This is a genomic window from Marinomonas sp. TI.3.20 (genome assembly GCF_038155025.1).
In the GTDB taxonomy this organism is placed as follows: domain Bacteria; phylum Pseudomonadota; class Gammaproteobacteria; order Pseudomonadales; family Marinomonadaceae; genus Marinomonas; species Marinomonas flavescens.
On sequence record NZ_JBAKAS010000012.1, the window covers coordinates 88,992 to 115,537 of the forward strand.

Sequence of the window (26,546 nt, forward strand, 5' to 3'; positions counted from 1 at the left end):
CTAATTCTTATGATGATTAAAGACATTCGTACGAACGCAACAAAGATCAACATCGCTAATCGCAAGTTAGGCGAAGCCATACAAGAACTTGTTGAGTTAGGTAAAAGCGAGCCGGATATTAACGATAAATTTTCTGAATACATGATAATTGCCAAGTCTCGCGTACAAGCGACAAAAAAGAGGGCTTAAAGTGAACAACATGAAAATAATAATCTTAGGAAATAAGGAGCACGGGAAAGACTCAATTGCCAAGTTTATTGAAAATGCATTCGGCCTTAAATATGCGTCTACATCCTATTTCGCTCTCGAGCATTTTTTGTTTGACGAAATGATTCGTTCCGGTGAATTTTCTTACAACAGCGTGGAGGAAGCCTACGAAGATCGAGATAACTACCGCGAGTATTTGTTTAATGCTATTTATAAATTCAACACACCAACCCCGTCTAAACTCGGAGAGAAATTATTTTCCATGTATCCAACTCTATGCGGCATAAGACATAAAGTCGAGCTTGAAGCGCTGGTGGTTAAAGCCGAACCCGACTTAATTATTTGGGTTGATGCTAGCAAGAGAAAGCCATTAGAAAACAAGAAATCAATATCGGTGACACGAGAACAAGCAAATGCCGTCATAAATAATAATGATTCATTGATGGCAGCTTGTCGTGAGGTATGGGATTTAGTCATTGATCGCCTGAAGCTATCGCCAACCAACAGTTTTAAGCAAGCTTATTTGGCTGTTTAAGCCTATGAGTAAAATTCAACGAAAGGTTATTTTGCGTAACGAAGTAACCTTTTTTTTGGATCATCATATGTTACTAAGGTTTCACCTTTAACCATTTCGTAATGATAGATAAAGGGCTGATTGAGGAACTCAAGGCATAACAGGGTTGAGATAATGGCTATACATACTTGAAAAACTTTCTTAGGAATATAGCCGTGGATGCATTGCAACAAATCAGAGAGGCTTTAAATAAAAAGCAAAACTATCAGAAATGGGGACGTCAATTACTTGAGAACTTAGCGGCTTCACGCTCTACCTCAATGTCCGCTGTGTTTGAAGAACGGAAAAAAGGACTTAGTGCCTTTTCCGTTCCTGCTAGATGTATAGAACTAACGGTGAAAGATGCCGTCTTTGAGTTCTCAGACCGTAGCATGCTGACAATCCCCACAACAAGCGTCGTCTTTTAACGAAAGAATACTTTAAATTTATACCATAGACACATGAATTTGATTAGGAATAGAACGTGATTACTAGCTTTGATGAAAAAACAACTCTCTCCGATGTACACTTTGCTCTTAATTATGCGGTTTTAACCGGTAAAATAAAGCAAGCAGATGCACCAGACATGTTGTTGATGGGTCTGAACACTATCGTCAAGAAAGCCAAGGCGAAAGACGCTCTTTCTGATGCTGACATTCATGTAATCTCGTTTATGCAGCATTTACGTTCTGGTAAAGTCACTACTCGAACAGGGATGTTTATTAGACCTCTTATGAAAATGCTTGATGAGCGAGTAGAAGAAAACAGACAGATGAATGTTTTCTTCAACTACATAGAAACAGTTGAAAAAGCTCATGCCGCGTGGATATATTCAAATTTACCGCAATATTTTTTAGAAAACCCTATCGACGGCATTAATACCAAATACATGAAACACTTTCGAGAATCAGAAATCACTGATACGTCTCTTGTGATTTCAGAAGAACAGATATTGAACAATTGCTTTAGTGCTGGGTACATTAAAAGCCCAATAGAATTTCGCTTGCATACCCCACGTGGCGACACTAAAACAAAGCAAAAAGTTGTAGATATGTTTGATCGCTATGGTCTTGGCCATACAAAGCCAGAAAAGGTGGGTCTAGCAAATAACCTGCAGGAATGGGCCTTTTCCATACCATTGAAAAACATCGATATAGCCCATTTAGAGGCTTCTAAACAGGTTAATGCTAAATTCAAAGAGGCGGTTGAGCAGTATGCAACAGGATCAGCCTATTTCGTTTACTTTGAGAATGAAAGAATTACAACAAAGGGATTCAAGAACCAGGCCGACATCCAAACATTTTTAGACGCTATCAAAAAAGAGATTATCTGCCTAAATAGCGCGGAAGAACCTCAATACCTTTACCTTTCTGGGACGTTGCACTTAATGTGCATTAAAAATAGACAGGGAAAAACTTTACCCTTATCAAGATTCAAAATAGCCCAAACCCAGTAACTATTAAAGGAACGATATTGTCTTTCGATGGAGTTCTAGAAACCAGCTCAGATAGTGGACGTAGTCAAAAAATAAGACTTTCAGTTTATGCTGTTATCTTGGAAGGTCGTCGGCTGAAGCCGCGAGCAGTTAACGTGGTTATGTAATATTCTGAATACTCGCCTCTGTGCGAGTTTTTGGTTTCAATATCATGTCTACCAAACTAAATAACTTTAAACCAGATTTAGATTATGGGGAGATCAGAAATGGAAAAGAAAACGAATTTGCAGGACAGCCATAGCCGTAATGCGGCCAGTCTTCTACAAGAACTAAATCAGTTATATTCTGACATAAAAGCAGACAGAGCTGCTATTTGCGACTTATTATCCAACGCGTCTCGGTCACAAATTCAATTTATCGACGCTGTGTACTGCGAGACAAACACAGACCCCGAGCATACCGGTAAATCGACTCCTGTTTTAAGCGGCACTAGTTACAACCCTCAAGAAATTAGCTTTTCTAAGGCTGGTAAAGAACTATGGCCTTTAGAGGTATTTGGGCACCGCAGTACGAATTCATTGCCTCGTAACACAGGCCATCTTTGCGTACCTACTAACTTACGGGACAAAACTTACAAAGCCTTAATTCAGGCGAATTTAAATAAAAAGCGTTTCGAGAAACTTGCGCAACACTATAATCAAATTAAAATCGATTCGGTCGCAAAATACATGAGAAGAACGGAGCTATTAAGGGATAGCGAGATCTTAGGGCCACACGACAACTACGAGCTAATAGTAAGACCCTACTATTTCAGCGACCCGAGTAAGACCGTATCAAGACTAAAAACTAACTGGCACTGCGCTAAACCTAGTCAACCGGTGGCCGGAACTCTCAATGAGCTAAAAGCGAAAATTGATTTTAGCAAGGATAGTAAAGCCGCAGAACTTGCCGTCCTAGAATCATGGGATAGGAAGCACCCTAACACTAGATTTTGTATGCGTTTTTACTCCCCACCAACCGTGGCGACAAATATATCTTATTTCACCGTTAATGAATCTGACGATGATATAGCGGTAAAAGCACCATCAGAGTGGGCAAAAAAGATATACAATTCTAGCCCTATCATAGTCCTAAACTGGGATGATCGATCTGTTTTCAACACGATAATGGAAAGGCTACCGGTAACCATGAATGAAGGGAGAATCGAATTGATCTCAAAAGTAAAGCGCGGCGCTAAAAAAGTGGTACGACTAGATAACTCAATGAACTGGTATGCGTACTCATAAGGATCAGTATGAACACATTAGTTCCAGATAGTGCAAATGTACCGAAGAATGATTACCAACGAGTAGAATCTATATTGCCGTGTACGGTAGCGACTGCGTCTGCCACATGGAATTTTAGTGCGTTAATTAAAAAGGGATCAGGTATTACGTCTATCACCTGTAATACCTACAAAACGCCATCACAAAGCTTCAGCATCACGCTGAACCTTAGCGAGGCACTTCTTTTATCTCGAAGCCTAAAACGGTACATAGAGAAACAGGGGAAAGATCTCAATTACACAAGGATAGACGTGACAATGAAGAAATCACGCGACTCTTTGCGATCTTTGGTTCTTGATGTCAACAATGGCCAGTTTAGGCTATTCATTAATAGAATGGAGAATTCTTTAAATCACTCACAATACATAGACTTAACTTTGAACACCGCATTACTGATAAGGGCCAAGATAATAGAAACTCTTGCTCATTTTCACCACAACTTCAGTATCCAAGACGTTATCTCAGTATTGCAAGCTTAAGATTTTAGACTATTTTGCAACTGCGTACTGAAGCACTTGCTTTGGAGTTAAATAAGAAAAGACAACCCTCCCATTCGGAAACGTTATTGCTGGTGTAGCTTTGATATCAATAGTTCTACCCATAAAATACTGATCCGATATAACTTTCTTACACGCAGCTTCGTTGTGATATCCGCTTAAAACTTCGTTTGTTTTAATGTAATAATCTATCCGTTTCTTTGCATCCGGTTCACACCACATTTTTGCCATAATTGCCGCACTTGGGCTCTCCGGTCCAGCTCCAGGGTAGGCATGATATCTGACCGAAATACCATAAGTATTCAACATATCAATATCATCATGTTCCGCTCTGCAGAAAGTACAATCCACGTCAAAAAATATATCAACTGTTGCCGTTGTTTTGCCTTTAGCAGGGTAAAAGATACCGGCTGAATTAGGTTGCGCTCTAATGCGGTCTACCAAAGCTTGTTGGGTTAGATTTTTATAACCATCATTAACCCATTTCAGCAAATCTCCCGAATAAACAATGTCACCTTTTCTGGACATATTTATTACAGACCCTCTATCCGTCACTAGAATTACTGACTTTGTCTTTGGCATGGTCACCACATCAACGAGGCTTAGGCCAGGCGCTACTTCTTTTATGTAGGATTCATATTTCAAAAAATCAGGGCTAGTTTTATCCAAGCTCCCCGCATGAGCCGTAAAGCTCGCTAACACGGCCAATATCCCAAACGCTTTTGACCTAAACGACTTACAATTCATAGGCTTCTCCAAAATAAAGCGCCATATTGCTAAACAGTAAGGCGCATTATTGTTAGTCAGGTAAGGTTATTGTGTAATATGATATTTCTTCAATGTTGATCCCCTAATATTACCCGAGGGCATCAATGCACCGCTATTAAGTAGCTCAATTTGCTTACGAGTTACCACCAGCTTGTCACGACCCTTTTGCCGAAATTCTTCATCAAACATTCTTGGAGTTCTACCGCGCCCTGTCCAAAATACAAAAACTTTTGCACCATTAGCGCCGACAGTTTCTAAGCAGTACTTAGGAAGATTTTCACAAGCCGGTTCGCTATCCATATCCAACTCGCCAGACTCAATGACGTTATTTATTACGTCATAAAATGCTTCGATTGTGGCGAAAGGCACATTGCGCATGTTTTTCTCCAGAAACCCGATATAACCAGAGTCTAGGATCATATTAAAAATCTTTCGTTCACAGTTTAGCAACATATGGCTTTGACTAGCCCACGGACCAATCAGCGAAGAACTCATCGTATCAATGGAGCAGATTTCGAAGGTATCCGACAATCTTATTTGATCAAACTGATAGGGCCTACGCCCCTGATAAAACCATCGCTTGAAGCCACCAGCATCTTTCCATCTGCCATATTTTCTAACAGAAATAGTAAGTCGGTAATTAACCCAAGATGAAAATTGCTCTTGGCAAGATACCTCTCGAGCTTTATTAAAGGCTTGCTGAAACTCTGATACAAACTTATGTTTTGTATTAATAGAGTTTGCCTTAACATTTTCGAACATAGAATTAAGGTCTCCACCTAGCGCCGATACTTCTTCAAAGATCCCTGCTTCGATTAGTAAATGCTCGCTATTTAAAGCGCTAGATCTCTTATGCCGCGACTCAACATCTAATTTTTTGTCGCTACTCCTCAGCAAATTTTTAAACACCTTCCTATACGCTAGTAACAGCTCATATGAAGGCGCAATAGGTATTACGCTCATTTATAAACCTTTTAATTTTGCCGCGAAAAATCCCTGTTAAACGGCTTAAACAGACATAGGGGAGCAATTAACATTGATACACCCCTTACTTGAACTACGCTGTCAATTCGGACATAGCTTTATAGAATGTTGAAGTTGCATTGACGACAGCATCTAGCTCGTCAAAGGTGGAAACTGTATGCATAGCAGCCGTTTTAGGTGACTTCTTATCCGCAACCATACTTAATAAGATGCCTTTAGCTGGCTGAGTACCGGCTACAAACACTTCTACTTCGTCACCATACTTTTCAGTAGCTTGGCGAGCCTCTTCAAAATTAGCCTCATCAACGACCAGCGTGACCTTAGCTACATCACCTAAAAATCGACGCTGCGCAAATGCATGAGCCTCAAGCGTAGAATCTTTATAGACTTCCTGAGTAAATTTTGTGGCCTTACCAAATAAACTTTTAGCAATCGCCATACCGGACTTTTTGGGATCGCCAGACGTTATTTTCTTTGGCTTGGATTTTTTACCATCAGACTTTTCATTTTTCTCATCCGCTAGCGGCTTCAGCTCGTCGTCAGGCTCTGTAACTTCAGGCTCATTTGTAGACTCAACTGACTCTGCTTCACTTGCTTTGGAGTCATCTACCGGTTTATCAACGGAATCTTGCTCTACAACCACTTCAGCTACATCTACTTTCTCGTCTGGTGTTGCGTCTGCGCCTGCTGTTGCGTTTAAGTCTTGCTCTAACTCTTTGTCACTCATTTTGATCCACCTTAAGTTTGTAAAAGACAAAAATAGCCAAATAACAATTCTAATTAATCTAATCACTTAATACAATTAGCTTTATTAATTAATTGATTATTCATTAATCGCCTATTTAATGGGGTTTAATGAATATTTTCTAGGTATACAGGCAATTAATTACACTAATGAAGATAAGTGAATAATGATAATTAACTCATTTATCAATATAATGATTAAAAGACAATCAACATCAAGAGGGAGCAGTCACGTAAATTGACTGAGTTAAACGACAATGACATTTGAAAAAGAGAACATTAGCTCTGACGGTGTAGGGTTTATCCCACAAACCCGCGAGAAAATAGACCTTTTTAGAAGGCACAAGCAGCTAGCAAAACTATCGGCAGAATCTAAACCCCTGACACCTGATTTACACTTAATCACTGAAGATGGCGTAGAACTAAACATGCCAGGAATCAGTTATTTCATGGCTAGCCACGAATGGAATGGCGTAAATCTTGGCGAACAATTACGCAACGCTCTGAATGCTTCAGGAACAGGAGTAACAACGCATGAGGAATTAGTATCATTAAGCCGTTTGGATACGCCAGAATCGAAAGCATTAGTTGATACCCTTGAAGGTCTGACACTAATGAGCAACACACTGAAGCGCTTAAGCTCTAGGGATGACGAAGTACTAGAGCAATTCAAAAATGAAAATTTACTAGCGCCCAGCAACACGATACAGCAATACAGTGAAATTCTGGCTAAAAGCGCGGAAGAGCTAAAGGACTTCTTAACATTTGATCTAGAATTTCCTTCTAATGAAATAGACAAATCTGAAAATTTAAAGCTTATGACTACCGGCCTTGATATAGGTAAGTATGTGGAGAAGGCAAAGAAACAAAATGTCGAACTCGTATTGAACCACACCAAATATAATCAAGATAAGCTCACAGACCTATTGAGAAATGTAACAACGACCGAACTAGCCAGTCACCCGACTTTAATAGGTCCAGTCATGTACTCAGAAGCCGCGTTAAAACAGGAGAATAAGCAGCTTTTTGAGCTCGCTTTCGAGGCATTAAAAGAGCACACAGACCTAACGACAAGCAATATGCTTTCAACTTTATCTAGCTCCGCAAGGGAGCAGCTAAAAGTGAGCGCCTACAACTCGATCGCACAAGCACTAAGCTCAATAGCGACACACAATTACGGTAACTTATCAGACTCTAACAAGGCAATGGCGTTAGATCACATAAACAAACTACTATCCACAAAAACAAAACAAGTCGTAGGATTCCAGAAGAACCTACATGACACCTACGAAGAAATAGACGACAACATCTTATTCCAAGAGTATTGCCGTGAATTAATGAAACCAATGACAACGCTTGAGGCCAAGCAAATGGGGGATGGCACCCACAAGACTATAAACGAAATTAACTCTAGAATTCACTTTTCAATAGAAAACCCTACTGTCGACCCGACTGATATTGCTGAGTCAAAACTTGCAGCAAGAAGTCCTATCATTCGCCGGTAGTAGGCCGTTGGCCTTTAACATTAGTTAGAACTATAGCTATTAAGGCGGGGGTTTAAGCAGCCAAGGAAGGCTTCATGTGAAAATAGTTTCACATTGAGTAAGCAACGGAAGTCATAATGATCACACAAGCCAAAACACCAAAAGAATTACTTTGTATTGCAGAACAGTTGGCTACATTGGCGCCGACTGTAGAAACTAAGACATTAGAAAATAATTTCGGAATCAAGAGAGCCATTATTTACAACTTAATATACATCCATGGCCTCTGTGACGAAATTAAGACTCTGTTCTCTCAAGGTAAGATAGGGCTAAAACCCCTTGTCGAGCTGGATAAAAAGTACGGCACGGCGAGTTTACTTTCTGCATGTTCTCAGCTTCTGAAAGAGACACCAGATAAAAACATAAAGAAACCGGCTATTGAGAAATTATTAAAACAAGAACCTGTATTAAAGGAAGAACCACAGCCCCAGATAGCAAGCTCCACTATACCCCAGGAGATTAAAAGTATTGATCAACACAAAGCTGAACTTACCGTTGCAGACTTCGTCGATCAAGACTCTCTGAAACACGCTAAAGGGAGCATTAATAGCGTCATAGCAATCATCAATGATGCTGCGAGCCTATCTCAGGACTCAGAAAGCCTGATGCTTTGCGCACTAGATTACACGCACATCATGGAGAAGCTGCATTTACATTCACAGTTTCTAGACGACCTTGATATAAACAACGAACGACAGGGTGACCAAACTGACCAATCAATAGGGTCCTACGTTTTTGACACAATGGTTGACTCACCCGTGTTAGATGAAATCCCAAATTATGAAGATATATCGCAAGACTGGAAATAAGAAGGAAGAATTATGAGAAAAAATCTTGTAGAACTAGCAGAAAAGATAATTACCGCTCAAAACGCAAAGCCCGAATTACCGATCCCTTATGCCGCTATCGAGAAAGTATTCGATCTTTATCCACGTCGCATAGGTAGCGCCCTTGCGTGGGTATTTCAAACCAAGCTGCATGACAAGAGACACAATCGAATGAAAGGTACCTTGCACCTGCATTGCTCAGCTTATAAAACGATTTCTACAGAGAGTGAGAGAGATCGCTACACCACAGAAATTATAGAGAGCCTATCAAAGTATTATGATTAAAAAAATCTGCTCACTTATTGCTTTATCTATTGCGACTCAATCTTATGCATACAATGCTAATGAAAATATAGGGATTGGCGCAGCACAAGAGGCTCAAAGACTCATGATTAACGCGGCGAAAAATGGAGAGCTCATCAACATTGATCTTGTCGTTAAAAGCTTCACGAATTATCTTAAGAATAAAGAGACCCTAGAAGCAATGAAAAAGATCCAGAGTCAACATGCTATGGCAGACGATTCCGCCCGTAAAAGAGAAATGGATTTTTTGAACAGCTTGACCGATATGCCGCTTATCAGCCAAACCAAAAGCGGCATATTTTATATTGAAACTCTTCAACCTGAAGAATGGGCAATGAAACGCCCAAAACCAAATGACTCAGTCGTCTTTCAAATTACAGCCAAGACCCAAATGCAAAAGAAGATTGATGAGCTACAAGACCAAAGAATTATTTCACAGGTAGACAGACTACCCAACGGCCTTGCACTCATAATACTTGATATGAAAGCGGGAGAAAGAAGAAAGGTATACTTGCCAAGCTGGAGCATGTACGGAAGCCAAGCACGGAATGGAGTACCGGCATTCTCAACTATAATTGCAGATATCCAGCTTCTAGACATACAAGAAGCACCGATTAAGCAGAACTCTAACGCTTCAAAATAGGCACAGACTAATCATGCCTTTTATCGCCTTGGTCGCCTTCCAATAGCACACTTCTTATTTTAATCTCTAACGCTTCCAAGGCGGCTTTTATCTTACCCTCCTCACACACCTGAAGCGACTCAAGATCTTGCAGCGTTTCTTGCAGGATGCCTCTATAGAGCTCTCCTTGAACGGCTTTATGGGTCACCAGAACAGCCCCCATCTGTCCAAACTTAATTTCATCTAGATACTGAGAGATAGCCGCTCGACCAATCTTTGCCATAGCCCTCGAATTGTTTATATCTGGATACATTTCAGTTTGTTCTAAATATATTTTTGCCTTACGAACTGTTGACGCACTACAGGAAGCTGTTTCACCCCTTCGAGCATACACCTCATCTAGAATTTCATCATAGGTTGGAACGCGACCATGAATCTCTTCCATGTCTCGTATTATGGACGCTACAGCCCTAACTTGCTTTGTTACCATGAGTGACACAAACCATTATATAGATTAATTAATAAATTTTAGTTAATTGAGATATGCCCATTAAATTATCACGTTTTCTTTCTTTCTCCCACAAAAAAACCCGCACATGTCATCCATATACGGGCTTCTATTACGTTTAGTCGGTTTTATTCAGCGATGCTCACTGCACTCTTATGAGCTGCATTGAACGCATCTTTAGTCCAAATTTGCCACTGCTCACCATCTGGAAGCTGACCTTCAACCATGTCATGTTCAGAGATATATTTTTTGATGTTACCGGTCGTAACCCACATAGGATCTTTGAGTATTTCAGACAGCACTCGAGCACGTCGACCTTGACCAGACCAGGAAATATGATTTTCTTCACCGTTCTTTCGTTTAACGGTAATCACGAAATCATTATGTAAGTAGTCTTTATTTGCGGCTGCTTTTTCTGATGTAGACGCAGGACGCACAGAACTTAGCTTGCCAAACATATCTAAAGCTTTAATGTTATTACCAAATTGGCTCGCAAATCCTTGTAAAAAGGATGACAACAGTTCTTCTGAATATTCTAAGTTATCAATCAAACCCATTTCACTGTAAGTGTTGATAGTTGCCTTGGCCTCTTCTACTTTTAGTGAATTTAATAGGTCAAGATGTATTGTCTGGAAGTAATTAGCGGCCATTTCAGCCCCCATTTCACTTGCGGCTGTATTTCCGCTCTCTACATCTAAGCCCTTCTGCACAATTTCACCAATGGTCTTAAGTGCTTTATTAGCAAAAGGGGCAATTTCATAACCTAGTTTTCGCTGTTGCTCTAAATCATCTATTTTATTCATAATGTTTTGGCTATCAGCCACCTCTCATATTGATAATTAACCGATTTATCAAGTATGCATAACGATACATGCTCGCATCTCTTGGTTTTGACTTCAGCAAATGCTAGAAGCAGGCAAATAAGTTAATTTATTGGCCTAAATTACATAAATTAACTCATTCATAATTATCAGAGATAAAATGCCTTAATTAATTTGTCTACTTACTAAGTATTAATATACGACTAATTGTTAAAAAATTAGGCCATTCGTTGAATATTTACTTGAATTAATATATTAGGTCTTATTGAATTAATCAACAGTTAAGCCTATTGACCATCATTAGCCAATGATGAAAATACGACCACAGTTCGCCTGAAAGGTTCAAGATTATGCAAGACAATCTGCAATAAATACTATTTTTCTACATTGTTGAAGCATATTAAGACTCATAAAACTAGGAGTCTGGGTTCATTTTGATAGTTAAGTGTCAAGAGACTGAAAAAAAGACGCCAAGATTAGTAGGTTACGATAAACCTAGGATTTACGACAGTCTTATTCCCTAGAGGAATAAGAAGAGGCGGGAAATAGTTAAAATAATCTAGATAGATTTGCCCAAACGGTTAGGGATTGGCTATATCCCCTGATTTATCAAGGAACATAACCAACGTAGCTAAGTGAATTAACGGGTTAACCGGTACCGTCTCCAATACGCTAGAACGAAAACCTCTCTTTACAAGCTGGTTGACTTAGGCATCGCCTTAAGAACTAGAAGTTGTTTTATCATTAATACCACCAGCTAGCTTTTGCGACACGAAGTTAATCAGTTCTAAAACGTCATCGTTATGTGCCTCCATGCGTTCAACAAGACTACCGGCCATTGTAATAATTTCTTCGCGACCAAGATTGATCAAAAACTCACCGTGCGCAAACTTTCTAAGATCAAAACGTTTTTTGTATTTTACTTTTTTAACCTTCACTCCTCTAAGGTACATTAAAGCATCTATAGGGTCATCGGCCTTAACTTCTCCGCTCATTACTAGCACACCCTTGTCCACTAACTGCTTCACCTCGTCAATATCTAACACAGGCTGCACAACTGAAGGTTTACCATAGCAGGGATTCGGTAAGAAGCGCTCACGATACGTTATAATGTCTTTTAGCTCACAGTTAAAACGTTCCGCAACAAAAGACTCAACCAGGTTTTTATTATCTGACAATGCGCCTCTGTCGTAATAATGTAAAAACTGGCGAGCTTCACCATTCCACGCTATATAGATAAACCTTTTTTTTAGCCTTTCTAATAGCTGACGATTTTTCTTAGTATTCTTTTGAGGAGCTTCACTCATGACATCCACCACTTCGATGTAACAACTAACCCCGCTGCAGCAATCATGATGGCATCCACAGCAAGCACTAAGCCTTTACGTCTAACCTTTTTAACCGCCTCCTTATGCTCATACCTTTCAAGACCTTCTAACAACATCTCTTTACCTAAAACCTTATCCGCGATCGCTTCGACACAGCTGTCACTGATTTTTGTTTTCTGTGATAAATACCACACAACATTCAGCAAAGTACTCTCAAATTTAACAGGGAATATCATTTTTAAATCCGGCAATTCTACTTCTCGATTAGCAAAATTTAAGATTGCGTTGTATTCACGAGCGTCATCCTCAAGAGCTTTATCTATCCTGCTCAAATGTGTTGAAACTATATTTGTGTAGACGGTCAGCTTTTTCTTTTTTGACGTCAATATCAAACCGCTATTCATTTAACTCACCTCCGTGAAGCACCACACGCTGACCCTGATTTTTTGAATCACTATTTTTCGCTGAAACCAACTCTACTTTACTAAATGGAAGCAGGCCTAAAACCTTCTGACAGAGTGTAAGCATTTGAGCTCTTGTAATGTGCGTTTTTTTCTCAACGCCGTAATAGAAAACTTGCACAAGCACCAACAGCAAACAGAAAGACACTAAGAAGAAGGCAACGTCGTTACCAGCTAACAACGAACTCCCATCCATCATGTAAAAATTAAAAGCGACAGCCACAATCATTATTGACACTTGACCCATCAGGTGGAAAGAGTAGCTACGCTCTCCAATCCAATACATCCATCGAAACATACCGCCAGCTGGCTTCTTAGAAATAAGCAAAGAGCAAAGAAAGGCATATAAAGGCATCATAAGACTATAGAAAAAATAATGCCCCTCAGTCACACTGAAGACATAACGTGAGTAACCAGAGTTTATTAACTGAGGTAGCCACAGGTCACCGTAGGTCGCTATTTTCTGACTTTGCAAGAAAGCAGCCATCGCAATACCTACCCACACCGGAGAGAACAATTTCAGCCCTTTATTCTTTTCAAGAATAGCTATAACAGCACCAATACTAAATGCCGCTGGCAAGCCCTTTAAAGCACCAAAATAAACATCCATAGCCACAATAAAAAGCAACATTGCTAATAGGCTAGCTGTTTGTGCTTTCGGCAATCTTTGATAGATTTTGAGCATGCAAAAAAAGACCACACTAAACAGAATTTCAAAAGGCAGCACCCAAGCGACCAACACAAGATTATTGTTATTCAAATTGAAAAGGATTGAGAAGAAGCTCTCAATAACGTACCAAAAGGAAACATCGAGCCTCATCCCTACCGGCTCAATCAGTCCGCCTTTAAAGCCAAGGCTACTCAACGTAATTTCGTAGGCTCCTGCACCAAACGCGTGAAGAAGGTACACCAGCAGGAAAGACACAAACATCGGAACTATTAGCCTGATTAGGCGCCTCCCCAACTCTACAACATCAAGGTTATCAGTAGATGACCAAGTCTTATAAATCACATACCCAGATAGTGAGAAAAGCATTCCCACCGCGTAATCGCCTCGTGCAATAGTAGATATCAGTATAGCTGGATCGGAGTAGCTATCAGCTGAGGCAATGAAGATTACATGCTGAACAAACACCATCAACACTAGAAGAGCGCGCAAGTAATAACCTGTTTTAACATTCATGAAGAAAAGACCTGTTTTGCCGTGTTATCAGAATATGGAAATACTGACGCACCCTTAAAGAGGATAGATAAAGGCTCATTACCTGTTCGATACAGGTCATAGTGCTGGTATTTAGGCTCTGCTATTAATACGGGGACGTGCTTTGCAGCAGATCTAGCTGCGATGGACGGGATATCTTCATAGTCAACTTTACCGAGCACTTTGATGACCACAGGGTTAGCTACTTCGTTAGCGACATCCGCCACTTGCAAAAGGATCACCTTTTGCTCTTCAAAGGCTTTAAAAATATAAAGCTTCGAAGAGATAATTTGCCCTTCAAATATATTGTCTCCAGATTTAAGAATATCTGAAGACATGCCGGTAGAACGTATGAAAAGCGAACAAGGAGCATACTCTGTATCTCCATACAGCCATTCATAGTTTAGCCCCGTACATTGGCATATTTTTGTGAGTGCATCCTTAGTAAACCACTGGTCGTCTCGAATCGTTCGTAAACTGACTTTTTCTGAACGAGCATACCGAATAATCTGTATAGAGGAATTGATATCAGCCCCAGGTATGTCTAAATAAAATTGCTTCAATCTTTCTTCAATACTTACATAATTATTCGTACGAACTGGAATAAGGTCAGCAAGAGTACTATCTAACGTATCAGCTAGTTTTTCGCGGACGAGGGCAGAAAGATCCTCCCCTGTTTTTTCCTTATAGAGCAGCATCAAATCTACATAGCGGCTTTTTACTCTGAACCGATAGTCTTCGACTTTCTGTGTTGATGTCAGTAGATCAATAACCGCCTTACGATTAGCCTGAATAAAAGCATCTAGCTTGATGTCTATAGGATAGGCACTTCTTCCCAATAAGCTGAGAGAAGAAAGATTAGTCATGCTCGACCCCCTCGAGATATTTTTAACTTAATGAATCCAGTCATCTTTACCCTTTTATGGAACAACTATAATTAGTAGAATGGCAACAATACATATAATAATGATAATTCATTTAACTCATAAAATCACATTAAAGCCATTAGAGGTTTAAATGCTAGGTAATGAAGCGCATGCTTAAAAATATTAGATTGGTCACTATCTGCTGCTTGATTTTAACCGGTTGCAGTCACAAGCCTTCACCGATGGTTGCTTACTGGCATTTCGGGAACACTGAAGGTTGGTACCCATTGCTAAAAATCAATAACAATCCTGTTTATATAGAAGGCAATCAGGTATTTATGAACAGCACGTCAATGCTTGTGAATTGTGAAGGGTCGCCAATTAAACTTGGAAAATATTTTCTCTTTCTTGGAAAAAACACATACACGTATCTTTATGAGAAACATGACAACGGGACCGGCAGGATCGTTGAACATGTAAAGCCCAACTACCTCCTAGAAGACAAAAAGGGGAAAGTTTGGGATAAAGACTCGCTAGAATTAGATTTTTCTTTACGGGGCTCAGGAAAAGACTTGAGATCTCAATGCACTGACGTATCAATCTTAGCCAGACGCGTGAATGTTGCTAAACCATTAAATGAATAGACTGAAATAGCGACAGAAAGCCCTGCTTGTAAAACATGCAGGGCTTTTTTGTTTCTTAGGCTTACAGCCTTCAACCTACGGGTTAGTTAATAGTGTTAAATATCCGCACTTAAGCTGGTGGACCCTTCATTGTGGCATTATTGCTCTTAAGGCAAGAGAACAAGGCCATTCCTTTATTATAATCATACTTATATGTATAATTATAAAATATGCCGCAATGATATTTATTCGCTTAATAACCTAGTTTGGGGAAGCTCGTGAAGTATGTAGAAGAACAAATCAAAGCCATTGAAGCGCCCTTCACCAATCACGTGCGCATCATTGCAAATGCAGGCTCTGGTAAAACTGAGGTCTTAGCTGAACGCATTGCCCGAGCAACTTCCACCGTATCAGATCCAAGTAAAATTTGGGTATCCTCTTTCACCAATGAGTCTGCGAGCGAACTTGCCGATCGTATCGCAAGTAAGTTGCCGGCCTCGGTAGCCGAACGTATCTATATTACGAATATTCATAAGATGTGTACTCGCATACTTCGTGAGTCCTTTGAGATGTTCCCAGACGGCGCTTATGTTCCAAAAAATAAACCACGAATCGTTACCAAAAAAGTACAGCGCAAAATGTTGCTATCTGTCGTCAAACAACTGGTAGAAGCCGGTAAACTTGAAGAAGACCTCATATGTCTTGAGGAGATATCTAATCATGTCTTTGAGTGGAAATCAGCTGGCCAAGACGTAAGCAGCGCAATATCATTCGCCAACGATATTGGCATTGTATATGAATCAATGCTTGCTGAGATTGTTAACAGTGGATGCTATGATTTTGATGACATCATCGCACAGTGCAATCTTATCCTTGATAACAATGAAGATATTCTCACTTACTTCAAATCAAAGATTGAACATTTCTATGTCGATGAATTCCAGGATATTAATGCCGTTCAAGAACAGTTCATCAGACTTTTAGCGGCAGAAAAACATATAAGTATCGTGGGCGATGATAGTCAAAGCATTTTTCGTTTTAGGGGTGCAACATCTGAGTATTTCATCCGATTTAATGAACGATTTGACAATGTAGATACTTACTTTCTCTCTACTAACTTTAGGTCTGTATCTACTATCGTGGAGGCTAGCAGCTACATCGTTAAAGAATCAGCTAAGATTCAAAAAGAATACAAATCACAGGCTTGCGGTATTGATGATACCAATGCACTTAGATACATCGAAGCAGAAAACGACGACGAAGAATCCCAGCGAATTGCTGCAGAAATACTCGCTCTGAAAAGCCTTGGCGTGGAATTAAGTAAAATGGCCATCCTATGCCGAACCAACAATCAGATCGAATCAATTCAAACCCACCTTGAGCCTCGCGGCATCCCAGTTCATGCGGTTAACAATAAAAGCTTCTTCCAGAGACATGAAGTAATGATGGCTCTTGGCCTTATAGAGGCAGCTAATACAAAGTCCAAACCTGCATTCACTTCCGGACTGCAATATGTTTTTGAGGCATTTGGTGTGAATGTGGCAGAGATATCGAACGAGACCTTGCTATCTGATGTTCTTGAATCGATCAAAGACATTTCTCGCCGTATAGAAATCGAATCTGTTATTGATAAATTAGGCAGCGCGAAGAACAAAGAAGAGGTAGTGAAAATTATCACTACACCTTCAATCTACGGTAATTATTTCGCTATAGAAGGTAAAGATCCTGTTATTTACACTGATGCTAAAAGCGACTCACGACTTCATAACCTCGAACTGCTAGGCAAAGGCATCATGGCTTGCACTGGAAGCACTACAGAGGATATTTTAAACGAGGTTATGCTTAATGGCCTGAATGCCCAGTCAGCTAACGTAGACCGCTTAACGATCATGACTATTCACGCATCAAAAGGGAAACAGTTTGACGTTGTCTTTGTACCAGGCATGTATAACGGATCATTTCCCATTAATAGCCACAATTCTAACGATATAGAAGAAGCTAACTTAGCCTTTGTGGCCATTACTCGAGCAAGACACTTATCTTACATGATTGGCCGTACCGGTAAAAAATCAACATTTGTCGAGGCTATTCCTAATTACTTAGTCTATGACGCAAAGGTTGCACCTAGCCTAGAAATAAGTGAATTAGGCGATAAGGTAGTGAAAGGAACTGCTCTTGCTCATAAAATGGCGATGCAAGAGCTAAGCAAGACGGTTGCTAATTGCTGTGCATTCACTCAATTTAGCAAAATAAAAACTGGGCTAAATTCATTACGAAACACAATTTTAGCTAAAGGTAAGTTAGATGCCGAATTTATCAATTCAGCATCAGACGACTCAAAATCACTAATGAGAATCTTATTTACTAATACGAAATTATTGGACCTTTCTCGCATAGAATTAGACTTTGCGCTAATCGGTAAGTTTTTAAGGTCGACACCTCCACGCCTAACGTTTTAATCATACTAGATCAATCATGCTTTGAGATGCTAAGTGCATGGCTCGCATGGCATATGCAGACAATATTAGTTGGTCATTAGGGTCCCCTACATCGACTTTAGCGCCAGTGGTTTTATGTAGTTTACATCCACTAAACACATGCTTTTCACTGTGACAGAATTTAAACTGAATGTCGTTTAGTGAAAATTTGAACTGACAGACCGTAGCTCGCTTACGATCAAGGTGTATTTTCACGTCGTCTCTATCTATAAGATCAAAGTCGACCAATGTAGCCTTTTCCTTACTATCACCGTCATTATCAGCTTCAACGAGTACGCAATCTCCACCGATATCAATCTTCACTGTGTCATCCATTTTGATAGGTGACACAACTTTAAAATCGTCGAGTAGACTGGAGTCTTTTAGAATTTCAGTATAAGCATTAGAGAACAGAGGGTTAACATCATCGAATTCAACCACTTCATCTTTTTCGACACCTTCTATGCCTATTATAGGAAATAGGTTTGTTACAGTTTCATAGAGATCACTGTTGTAATCGGCATCAACATACAGGTATTTTTCACCCCTGCTTTTGTAGATAACCAGGTGAATTACTGCCTCTTTAGTGAACGTCTTACCTTCTTTACGCAGCCTTTCTTCAGCTTGCTCCTTTAATTTCTTGGCCAATCCTTTTTCTTCTTTATCATCAACTTTAGATAAAAGCTGCTGCACAATCGATTTAACTTTGTGCTTATCATAATCGTGTGTTAAAAGAACAAATTTCGCCATTATTGCGACTTGCCCTCCCTTTAAATACAGCTCACCGGCGGCGCCGTCTGGAGATTCGAAGCCCTCTGATGACTCATTTTGGCCCAGCGGCTTCAGCTTCTGTGACTCCACACCGTGAATGAATTTATCTTGGTCAAATTCAGAGATACGTCGTGGTGTGAACTTACTCAATAGGCCGATCATTTTTTAAGTTCTCCTACAAATAAATCACGCTTCCATTGCGGGGCTTGTTCCAAACTATGGTTTAAACGGTATTTGTTGAAGCCATAGTCATAGGCTTTAGAAACCAGTTCAGACTTACCATTAGGTAAATTATGAAAATCTACCATTCGAGAATACCCTCCATCTTCTATAAGACCGATGTTAATTGGTTGCTTTGGTTTAACGCCCAAATCAGCTAGCCATAATGTATGCATTGGCAAACCAAAACGATCATAGACACGCTCTACCCACACGTTTTTATCAAGTACAAGCGATTTGATTTCAGCACAAGCTTCAGGAACTTTTGAACACTCCACTGTGCTTGGGTAAAAATACGCCAGATCAACCGCGTATTTTTTGTAACGCTTAACGATGACGCGCGTCGGGGTTACGACATCCACCACTTTGAAGAGCTCTGCCTCTTCATTTGGCTGAGCATAATATTCTTCTCTGCTTGCACACCCCGTAACAAGGGCAGCAAATACGGAGATAAAACAAATTGTATTTTTCATTTTTATCATATCTTTTTATTTGAACCTGTTATGTTTTTAAAAGCACGACCCAAACCAGCAGCCCCTTTGCTCGCCGCACTTCGAGCGGCGGCGTTGTGCGCGGAACCTTTTGCAGCAGCGGCACTTTTAGTAGCAGCATTTTCTGGGGATGCTTGAGCTGCACTAATACTATCCATTAGCCCTTTGGCCGTACCGCGCCCACCACCGGAACCGGATTCACCACCACCTTCTCCACCTCCTCCGCCTCCAGTTAAGTTAGGTTTCATTGATTTCACTGCACCCATGGCACTACCCAATGAGTTCATACCATGACTACTGCCAGCAAACCCAAGGTTTAAACTCATGTATTGGATAATTGCATCTTGAATCAAACCAGGAAAAGAGAACAAATAAAGCATCATATAAACGACAGGAACAACTATTGTGCCAACCATGACAACAATATAGAGCGGACCTTGTGCCGTATCTGCAAAGGTCACGTTTACGACCTTATATGCCATTTGTTGATAGAAGACGGTCAGCGGGGTCATTAATCCATCGATCATTATGAAGAGGCCCATAATTATCATGGGTATAACTGCGGTAGCTACTGCCCCCATTAGAATATCTTTCACGCCCGTTGAGAATAAATCACGTCCATCATTTGCCCAAACTTTGATAGCTGCAACTGATGATAGAATTGACATTTTTACTACCTGTAAAAGCCATTTAAGAGCACAGGAGGAGAAATAAAACATATGAAGTAATGGCAATACATAAGCACAAAAAATTGCAAATGGAATTACCGCCTCGAGCAAAGGTTTCAACATCGTTTTGTAGGCTTGAAAAGCACCCACAAGAGAACCGATTATCGCACCAACGATCGGGCCTCCCACAAATTTCAAACCTACTTTAGCAACAGTACTCATTGCAGACTTAAGCATTCCGCCTTTCGATTTAGGCTCATTACCCGCACGGTTTTTTAATGCTGTTTTTAAATCAGATTTATTAGCATTCCCTGTAATTGCACCACCCAAATACCCTGTAACAGCCGACATAATACCGCCACCGGAATCCAAAGCGCCGCTAACACCACCCATTGCAGCGTGAAGACCAATCCAGATATTAATTATAGTATTCCCCGCGTCAGCATACTCCGCTATGACACTCTCACCAGGATCGACCATGAAAAAATCAGCTATCAGTATCGCTATTGCGTTAGAAGCTGCCGCATCTAGATTCGTTAATCTTGACCAACTAAAACCTTCATTCCCCAAAAGGGCATTTGCCTTATCTAATGAGCCGCTCAGGCTGTTTAAAGAATTCTTTTTGGACTGAAGGTTCTCTATATAGACTTTGATAGCATCGGTTTTTACCGCATCCACAAGCGCATAATCGTTCACACCTGATATATCTTCAGTTGGGTTATCAAGGGAAAATTTTAACCAGTTGGCCGTTCTACGTGAAATATAGTTCCTATAGGCCATATGGAAAGGAAACTCCACCCATCCTAGCGAGTAATATTGATATGTACTTGGGTCATCTATATCGACTGGAGATTCGCTAGAACTTGAATCATTAAACTCTACGATATCCCTTTTACCATCTTTATCAGTAGTTAATTTTAATTTGTCCGCCATTAGCTGCACTACTTGCTCTCGCAGCTTGACCATGGCTTTTCGATAATTTGCTTTAGCCGTGGCAACGTCCGAAATAGAGGTATCTGTCATCGTACAGGACTTTGTCCACGTACCATCTTTGTCGAACTTCTTCCACTCGTCCCATTTAATTTCACCGCCTTCTGCAACACCTGTTCTCTGTATTTGATTACATGCGGCTATGAAATCATCAAACTGGTAGGTTTGAGAAACTTTCGCGTATTTATCAACAATTAACTTTATTGCATTTTGAAAATCCGAAAGAATACCAATGTATTTGTCTACTACATACGTCCTTACTTGTGTAACTTTAGTCGTATCCCAACCATTGTTAGCGTAGACGGCTCGACCTAATTTATCAGGACCTATCAGGTCTTCCTCTGAGTTAATGTTTAATAATCCACAAACACCATAATCAAGAACGATTTGCGCTTTATCATCCGTAATATGAGGCTCTATACCAGTCTGAATCGTAATTTGTGAGGAGTATTTTGCAGCCTGAACACACAGCATTTTCTCTGCCATATTGGAATACAACAGGTCTCCATTGTCCGTAACATATGGTGTGGGGGACGTATTCGCTATAGCATTTTCAAAGTAATTCATCAAAAACGCATTTGAAAATGCCACGCCGATTAGAACAACATGAAAAAGGAATAGGGTAAGAATTGTATAACCCTTATAAATTGGTGTAGCTATTAGCGAAGACAATGATGCAGATACACCCGATACACCCATTCGCTTAAACATGGCTGTTTGTGAGCGCGGGTCACCAATCGAATCGACGGACTCAATGGCATACATGACAGTTAGCCGGTAGGCACTAGCAAATACCAGCAGTATCATTAAGCATTGACCAATGTATAACGATGTTATTCCAAGAGGGCCATCTGGAGTGCCACTACCATCGTCTTTGGATAAAATGTCTGATTTGTTACTAGGGGGCGTCAATAGATCCTTGTAATCTAAATCCAGCAACCCTCCACCACTCAGGTCAGCTGTCGCGCCTTTTGATGCCGTGATGTAATTCAGAGAGAGAACGTTTGCTTTTATGTGCTCTATCGCACTACCAAATATATATGTCATAAATGTGACGGTAGCATCATTAGCTGTCAACGCCCGTACCTTACCTTCTAGATAAGTCTTTTGTGCTGTTGAAAACGAGGCATCTGCATAGGTATTTGTTGTATTTGGTAGAGCTATAAAGGCGAGGATGAAACAAATTGTGAGGAAGTTTTTTAAAGCTTTCGCAAATGGCTTGATCTTGACGAAGATCGCGGCAAAGACCAAAACGACATAGGAGCTGTAGTAATATATTGGGTTTTTACACAGCCAAAATATCTTTATTGCACTTTTGACACCATCCGACCATAAAAGCCGAATTATAAGAAATTTAACGTATATGATTATTCCGCATGCAAGGACTGCTACCCCCGACGCCGCCATCGCAAACGATGGATGTACATTCAACATCATTACATATTCATGGAATGTTGTTTTATAAAACATCCACAGCATTATGAGTGCAGAAAAATAGCCAGCCATACCAAAACCAAGAAGGTCCCACAGAGCTCTATAACCTGCGGCTGTCATTCTACTGCTCTTACGAGTGACATATGAGGTGTCTACTCGAGTAGCCATCAATTTTATCCCGTTTCCTATCACGCCTTTCGCCCCAAATGCCATAAGTGTACTAAATGCGATATCGCAATTAGATTTATTAATGGTATTATCTCATTGAAAAACAAATTTTTGAAGCGACTATTTAGTTCGTGACAACACGGTATCGGTTATGCATTTTACTAAAACAGTGATGACAGTGGGTTTGGTATCCGCCATATGTGGGTTTTGCTCAATAGAACCGGCATTTGGTGCAACACAATCTATTGGTAAGTGGTTCCAGGAATCACCAAAGAACATTTATTTCTACGTAAAAATTAAACGCACTCGTCAGAATCTACGCGATTTCTATGCGATGCAGACAAATGGCGATTGGAAATTAGATATTCAAGGTCTTGACAGTAAAGTGAATGCACAAAACTTATTAGCGAGACTGTACCGACCTGCCGCGCTAGGTGATGCGCCCCGCCCCTTTCCTAGCGACAAATCATGGTTTAATAAAGTTCAAGCCGGACAAACATTGTCGTTTAAAATAGTTGATGACATGGCTGAACGTGACAATCTCATTAAGAAGTACATAGATCAGGGATATTCACTCTCTTTTTGGGGCGTTCACACAGACCCTTTCACATGGACTGTGACGCTCAGCAAATGACTAAATACGCATCCCACCCCGTCCTAATTTTGTCACCCTTAGACCGAATGGCTTTTACCATCAGCCCTGCAGACCTTAAGGAGATATTCTCTATAAACTCATCTAGAGCACTTTTTGCCGTTTCTGGCGCCTTATCTACAGAAATACTTCGAGGTACTAATAGCTGTATTAGTTTATGTAGTGAAATTAATAGCAATAACTCTGGTGTAGCCCTTATCGACCCCAGTCGCTTGGACCTAGACTCATTCGTTACACATCTAGTTAATAAGAATGAACTAAGTATAGATGGGCAAACAGTCTCATATAAATCATTAAGTAGTCATGAAATAACATTCACCACTGATTTAGAGTCGTCTACTCAAATACACCAGATCCATATAATTAAAGGAACTAACAATGTCGAAAACGAGAAAAATTCCAGAAAAATTAGTTATTAGCAACACTCAGCAAATACTATCGAATATAGACGCAATACATAGCACTAGCTCGTTTATTACTACTATTGCAGAAAGTGAATCTCACGCTATTGAGACACTACGCGACCTTTTAAATGCAGCGGCCATACAAGCAAAGCAACGTGAAGAAGAAGAAGCGTTAGCTCAAAAACGTGCCGAGGAACAAAAAGCGCTTGATCAACAATCAATAATGGAATTTATGCAGCGTTTACCTTCTTTCAGCCATGTATCTGACTCACAGGCGCTTCAGATAATTAAAGAACTACAGAACCCTCAAGAACAAAAACGGACGCGCAAAAGGCCGAACACTAAGAAAACTACTAAAATGACCCAGAACCCCTCGGAAACACTGACTCAAAACAACGACATAAATACATATTAATTTAGTAGTACACTAAATTTTAATGAATTTTCCATTAGATTTTTGGAGAGAATTTTGAAACCAAACATTTTAGCTGTATCCGTTCTTTTCTGCTCTGTCTTACCAGTGCATGCCGCAACTAGTGGGGTTTTAGATGGCATCAAAAGCTTTTTTCAGCAAGAAAAGCCGCCTTCCATTACTATAAATTTCAATGATGATACTGCTCAAAAACTTAAACTATCTGCACAGACTCTTCAAAATCTTTTCGCTATGGGGGAAAATATTACACTTAGCAACTACTATATCTATTCTACTGATGACTGCACTGTTCAATCTTCACGATTTAGAAAAATAGTAGAGACGAAAGCAAAACAAAAATTTAGCAAAAATGTCAGCCATAATATAAATTCATCAGATAATAAAAATGCAGTCAAAGACAGCACAGACATTTCTCAGTTGATACAGAGCTGGCAATTGCATATTGATTCGCTTAAAAAAACTAAAGACGGCATTTCAGTGGAAGGTAAGCTAAATGTCACAGGTTTCGTGTTAAAACATCCATCTTCAATTGCAATGAAATCGATTAGAGAATCATTACATGATGGTTATAAAAATTTAATGGTTTGTTATAAAGATATTGTCCAACAACGATCATTGTTAGATTAGATTAGACGAGGCGAACTTAGCAATGCAACAAAGAACCCACTCCTATAGATCTCTAATTGCAGAACTTACAAGTATTATAGACACATGCGATCAACAGACGCACTTACTGATTGAAGAGCTTCATCGTCTAAATTTGATCCATTGGCTTACCAATCAATTGGATTTCACAGAGATCCAACACATTGCCAATCTATCAAATAACATTCGGACTTTAGCTGTGCTGGGATTAGATCTAAAGCGAACAATTGCGAGTATGAATAGACCGCCGTTCGCAACAGTTAATCCCACCCGTCACAAAGAGGCGATGCAACAAATTATGGACCCGCTAGCTCGCTTAACAAATATCTTAACAGTACGCGATGATGCTGAGTCCACACACTCCACGCTAACTAATAGGGTCCACCAACCCTTTCACGATATGCAAACAAGCAATATAACTCTTCAATAAGTTATTAATTGATATAATGGGCATAATGTAGATAATTGCAATTTTAACATTAATATTAATTATCTACATATGCCTACACAAAGCCGTACGAAGCGCATCAACGCCACAGTCACAGAAAACATACTAGTGATTGCTGTCCCCGCAAATAAGACTCAATACAAAATACGCTTACCACACAAAGCTAAATTGCCCCTGCTGTTTGAGAAAGTGCTTAAAGACCTAAGAATAGGCGTTTTAGTTGATTGGAATAAAAAGCGATCGAGCAGGTTGTACACCGACTTTTCTCTTCGTTACATACCCTTCCAGTAGCCAAGGCTTTAACTCTTTGTTATGCGAATAGTTTGTAGTGCCCTATGTGAGGAAATTTTGCTCTGAACTCGCTAAAATAACGATTAAATTCAACAATTAAATAAAAAGGACTTCGGTAATGAGCATTATTAAAAAACTACTTAATGTAGCACTTTTAGTTGCTACTACATCTTCTTATGCAATTGGCATCTCAACTACGACGGTCATCTTACAGCCAGATACTCATTATTCACATTCCGAACATTACAGCTCAAGCGATCTTACTAACAAAAGCAGAAATGAGCTCGTTTCAATTCGAACCAAAATAATCAACGGGTTAAACCGGAACATCAACATTCTCAAACTTATCGCAGGGAACACATTCGACTATAAGGTTCCTCTACTCAACAAAATACTCTATAACAAAATCGACATTATCGATGATATTACTCGTGCTACTGTAGGTTATAACACGCTGGTGGACGAGATTAACGAAGTTATCGATAACAGGATTAGTATGCGTAACGCTAGCAGAGTATCTATGTTTATCGAAGACGGAACCACGTTTTACAGATCTAATAAGTGCAAAATTCAATCACAACTGCTTTCGCTGACTCCAGGCCAAATGGCTGTAATTAAAATGAAGTGCACAACCCGATATAAGGGATCTGTAACCAATTATATGAATGTTTCCCTCGACCTAAGTTATCGCCTACATGTTGGCCGCGAAAAGCCCTTTCAGCTCTCTCCATTCGACGAGACACAACTTAAAAAGAGCTTGGTTATTCATGGTTCCCAAGATGATTTCAACGTCAAAACAGTTATTAATTATTCAATCAAGCTGAACGAGGCCTAGACA

27 protein-coding genes are annotated in these 26,546 nt (G+C 39.9%); 15 read left to right on the plus strand and 12 right to left on the minus strand.

The features are described from left to right. Positions 1-9 precede the first annotated feature (9 nt). The 5 genes from V6259_RS12945 (at position 10) to V6259_RS12965 (ending at position 3,481) form a co-directional block, all read left to right on the plus strand. The gene (locus V6259_RS12945; protein ID WP_341584870.1) at positions 10-189 is read left to right on the plus strand and encodes a hypothetical protein; all 180 of its coding nucleotides are present in this window, start codon (positions 10-12) and stop codon (positions 187-189) included. Between the two features lie 10 nt (positions 190-199). Next, complete coding sequence (locus V6259_RS12950) at positions 200-742, plus strand: hypothetical protein (protein ID WP_341584871.1); 543 nt, start codon at positions 200-202, stop codon at positions 740-742. A 194-nt stretch (positions 743-936) separates the two neighbouring features. Next, a complete protein-coding gene (locus V6259_RS12955) occupies positions 937-1,188 on the plus strand; it encodes a hypothetical protein (RefSeq protein WP_341584872.1) in 252 nt (83 codons plus the stop codon). Between the two features lie 56 nt (positions 1,189-1,244). Then, positions 1,245-2,216 carry a hypothetical protein gene (locus tag V6259_RS12960; protein WP_341584873.1) on the plus strand — a complete coding sequence of 324 codons (972 nt, stop codon included), beginning with the start codon at positions 1,245-1,247 and terminating at the stop codon, positions 2,214-2,216. 245 nt (positions 2,217-2,461) lie between these two features. After that, positions 2,462-3,481 carry a hypothetical protein gene (locus V6259_RS12965; RefSeq protein ID WP_341584874.1) on the plus strand — a complete coding sequence of 340 codons (1,020 nt, stop codon included), beginning with the start codon at positions 2,462-2,464 and terminating at the stop codon, positions 3,479-3,481. A gap of 527 nt (positions 3,482-4,008) precedes the next feature. On the opposite strand, the gene V6259_RS12970 is transcribed toward V6259_RS12965, so the two are convergent. The 3 genes from V6259_RS12970 to V6259_RS12980 form a co-directional block, all read right to left on the minus strand. Beyond that, positions 4,009-4,764 carry a thioredoxin fold domain-containing protein gene (locus V6259_RS12970; protein ID WP_341584875.1) on the minus strand — a complete coding sequence of 252 codons (756 nt, stop codon included), beginning with the start codon at positions 4,762-4,764 and terminating at the stop codon, positions 4,009-4,011. Positions 4,765-4,830: 66 nt separating this feature from the next. Further along, on the minus strand, positions 4,831-5,748 hold the full coding sequence (locus V6259_RS12975; protein ID WP_341584876.1) for a hypothetical protein: 918 nt from the start codon (positions 5,746-5,748) through the stop codon (positions 4,831-4,833). A 94-nt stretch (positions 5,749-5,842) separates the two neighbouring features. Then, complete coding sequence (locus V6259_RS12980; protein ID WP_341584877.1) at positions 5,843-6,496, minus strand: hypothetical protein; 654 nt, start codon at positions 6,494-6,496, stop codon at positions 5,843-5,845. Between the two features lie 274 nt (positions 6,497-6,770). Between V6259_RS12980 and V6259_RS12985 the strand changes: the two genes are divergently transcribed. From V6259_RS12985 to V6259_RS13000, 4 genes are all read left to right on the plus strand, one after another. Further along, positions 6,771-8,018 (plus strand): hypothetical protein, encoded by a 1,248-nt coding sequence (locus tag V6259_RS12985; RefSeq protein ID WP_341584878.1) that lies wholly within the window; start codon positions 6,771-6,773, stop codon positions 8,016-8,018. Positions 8,019-8,134: 116 nt separating this feature from the next. Further along, positions 8,135-8,866, plus strand: coding sequence for a hypothetical protein (locus tag V6259_RS12990; protein WP_341584879.1), 732 nt, complete (start codon positions 8,135-8,137; stop codon positions 8,864-8,866). Between the two features lie 12 nt (positions 8,867-8,878). Then, the gene (locus tag V6259_RS12995; protein ID WP_341584880.1) at positions 8,879-9,169 is read left to right on the plus strand and encodes a hypothetical protein; all 291 of its coding nucleotides are present in this window, start codon (positions 8,879-8,881) and stop codon (positions 9,167-9,169) included. Beyond that, a complete protein-coding gene (locus tag V6259_RS13000) occupies positions 9,162-9,830 on the plus strand; it encodes an FKBP-type peptidyl-prolyl cis-trans isomerase (RefSeq protein WP_341584881.1) in 669 nt (222 codons plus the stop codon). Before V6259_RS12995 ends, V6259_RS13000 begins: the two co-directional genes overlap by 8 nt. A 7-nt stretch (positions 9,831-9,837) precedes the next feature. On the opposite strand, the gene V6259_RS13005 is transcribed toward V6259_RS13000, so the two are convergent. The 6 genes from V6259_RS13005 to V6259_RS13030 form a co-directional block, all read right to left on the minus strand. Beyond that, positions 9,838-10,299, minus strand: coding sequence for a hypothetical protein (locus V6259_RS13005; protein WP_341584882.1), 462 nt, complete (start codon positions 10,297-10,299; stop codon positions 9,838-9,840). A gap of 146 nt (positions 10,300-10,445) precedes the next feature. Further along, positions 10,446-11,120, minus strand: coding sequence for a hypothetical protein (locus V6259_RS13010; protein WP_341584883.1), 675 nt, complete (start codon positions 11,118-11,120; stop codon positions 10,446-10,448). Between the two features lie 737 nt (positions 11,121-11,857). Further along, positions 11,858-12,445: a hypothetical protein gene (locus V6259_RS13015; RefSeq protein WP_341584884.1), complete on the minus strand. Its 588-nt coding sequence runs from the start codon at positions 12,443-12,445 to the stop codon at positions 11,858-11,860. Next, the gene (locus V6259_RS13020) at positions 12,442-12,870 is read right to left on the minus strand and encodes a hypothetical protein (RefSeq protein WP_341584885.1); all 429 of its coding nucleotides are present in this window, start codon (positions 12,868-12,870) and stop codon (positions 12,442-12,444) included. Before V6259_RS13020 ends, V6259_RS13015 begins: the two co-directional genes overlap by 4 nt. Beyond that, entirely contained in the window at positions 12,863-14,110 is a 1,248-nt protein-coding gene (locus V6259_RS13025; RefSeq protein WP_341584886.1) for an acyltransferase family protein, read from the minus strand. The genes V6259_RS13020 and V6259_RS13025 overlap by 8 nt, the downstream gene beginning before the upstream one ends. Beyond that, positions 14,107-14,994 (minus strand): hypothetical protein, encoded by an 888-nt coding sequence (locus V6259_RS13030; protein WP_341584887.1) that lies wholly within the window; start codon positions 14,992-14,994, stop codon positions 14,107-14,109. Before V6259_RS13030 ends, V6259_RS13025 begins: the two co-directional genes overlap by 4 nt. A gap of 170 nt (positions 14,995-15,164) precedes the next feature. Between V6259_RS13030 and V6259_RS13035 the strand changes: the two genes are divergently transcribed. Both V6259_RS13035 and V6259_RS13040 read left to right on the plus strand, forming a co-directional pair. Then, positions 15,165-15,638: a hypothetical protein gene (locus tag V6259_RS13035; RefSeq protein ID WP_341584888.1), complete on the plus strand. Its 474-nt coding sequence runs from the start codon at positions 15,165-15,167 to the stop codon at positions 15,636-15,638. A 257-nt stretch (positions 15,639-15,895) separates the two neighbouring features. Further along, positions 15,896-18,076, plus strand: a complete 2,181-nt coding sequence (locus V6259_RS13040) for an ATP-dependent helicase (protein ID WP_341584889.1) — start codon at positions 15,896-15,898, stop codon at positions 18,074-18,076. Here V6259_RS13040 and V6259_RS13045 read toward each other — a convergent pair whose 3' ends face one another. From V6259_RS13045 to V6259_RS13055, 3 genes are read right to left on the minus strand one after another with little or no spacing between them, the layout of a single operon-like run. Continuing rightward, positions 18,077-19,027: a hypothetical protein gene (locus V6259_RS13045; RefSeq protein WP_341584890.1), complete on the minus strand. Its 951-nt coding sequence runs from the start codon at positions 19,025-19,027 to the stop codon at positions 18,077-18,079. It abuts the gene before it with no gap. Further along, positions 19,024-19,557 carry a hypothetical protein gene (locus V6259_RS13050; RefSeq protein WP_341584891.1) on the minus strand — a complete coding sequence of 178 codons (534 nt, stop codon included), beginning with the start codon at positions 19,555-19,557 and terminating at the stop codon, positions 19,024-19,026. Before V6259_RS13050 ends, V6259_RS13045 begins: the two co-directional genes overlap by 4 nt. Positions 19,558-19,562: 5 nt before the next feature. Continuing rightward, complete coding sequence (locus V6259_RS13055; protein ID WP_341584892.1) at positions 19,563-22,787, minus strand: hypothetical protein; 3,225 nt, start codon at positions 22,785-22,787, stop codon at positions 19,563-19,565. 199 nt (positions 22,788-22,986) lie between these two features. Here V6259_RS13055 and V6259_RS13060 point away from each other — a divergent pair, with 199 nt between their 5' ends. The 4 genes from V6259_RS13060 to V6259_RS13075 all read left to right on the plus strand — a co-directional run bounded on the left by V6259_RS13060 (position 22,987) and on the right by V6259_RS13075 (position 26,543). Then, positions 22,987-23,469: a hypothetical protein gene (locus V6259_RS13060; protein ID WP_341584893.1), complete on the plus strand. Its 483-nt coding sequence runs from the start codon at positions 22,987-22,989 to the stop codon at positions 23,467-23,469. Between the two features lie 396 nt (positions 23,470-23,865). Then, complete coding sequence (locus V6259_RS13065) at positions 23,866-24,306, plus strand: hypothetical protein (RefSeq protein ID WP_341584894.1); 441 nt, start codon at positions 23,866-23,868, stop codon at positions 24,304-24,306. A 54-nt stretch (positions 24,307-24,360) separates the two neighbouring features. Then, a complete protein-coding gene (locus V6259_RS13070; RefSeq protein ID WP_341584895.1) occupies positions 24,361-24,951 on the plus strand; it encodes a hypothetical protein in 591 nt (196 codons plus the stop codon). 875 nt (positions 24,952-25,826) lie between these two features. Next, on the plus strand, positions 25,827-26,543 hold the full coding sequence (locus tag V6259_RS13075; protein WP_341584896.1) for a hypothetical protein: 717 nt from the start codon (positions 25,827-25,829) through the stop codon (positions 26,541-26,543). Positions 26,544-26,546 lie beyond the last annotated feature (3 nt).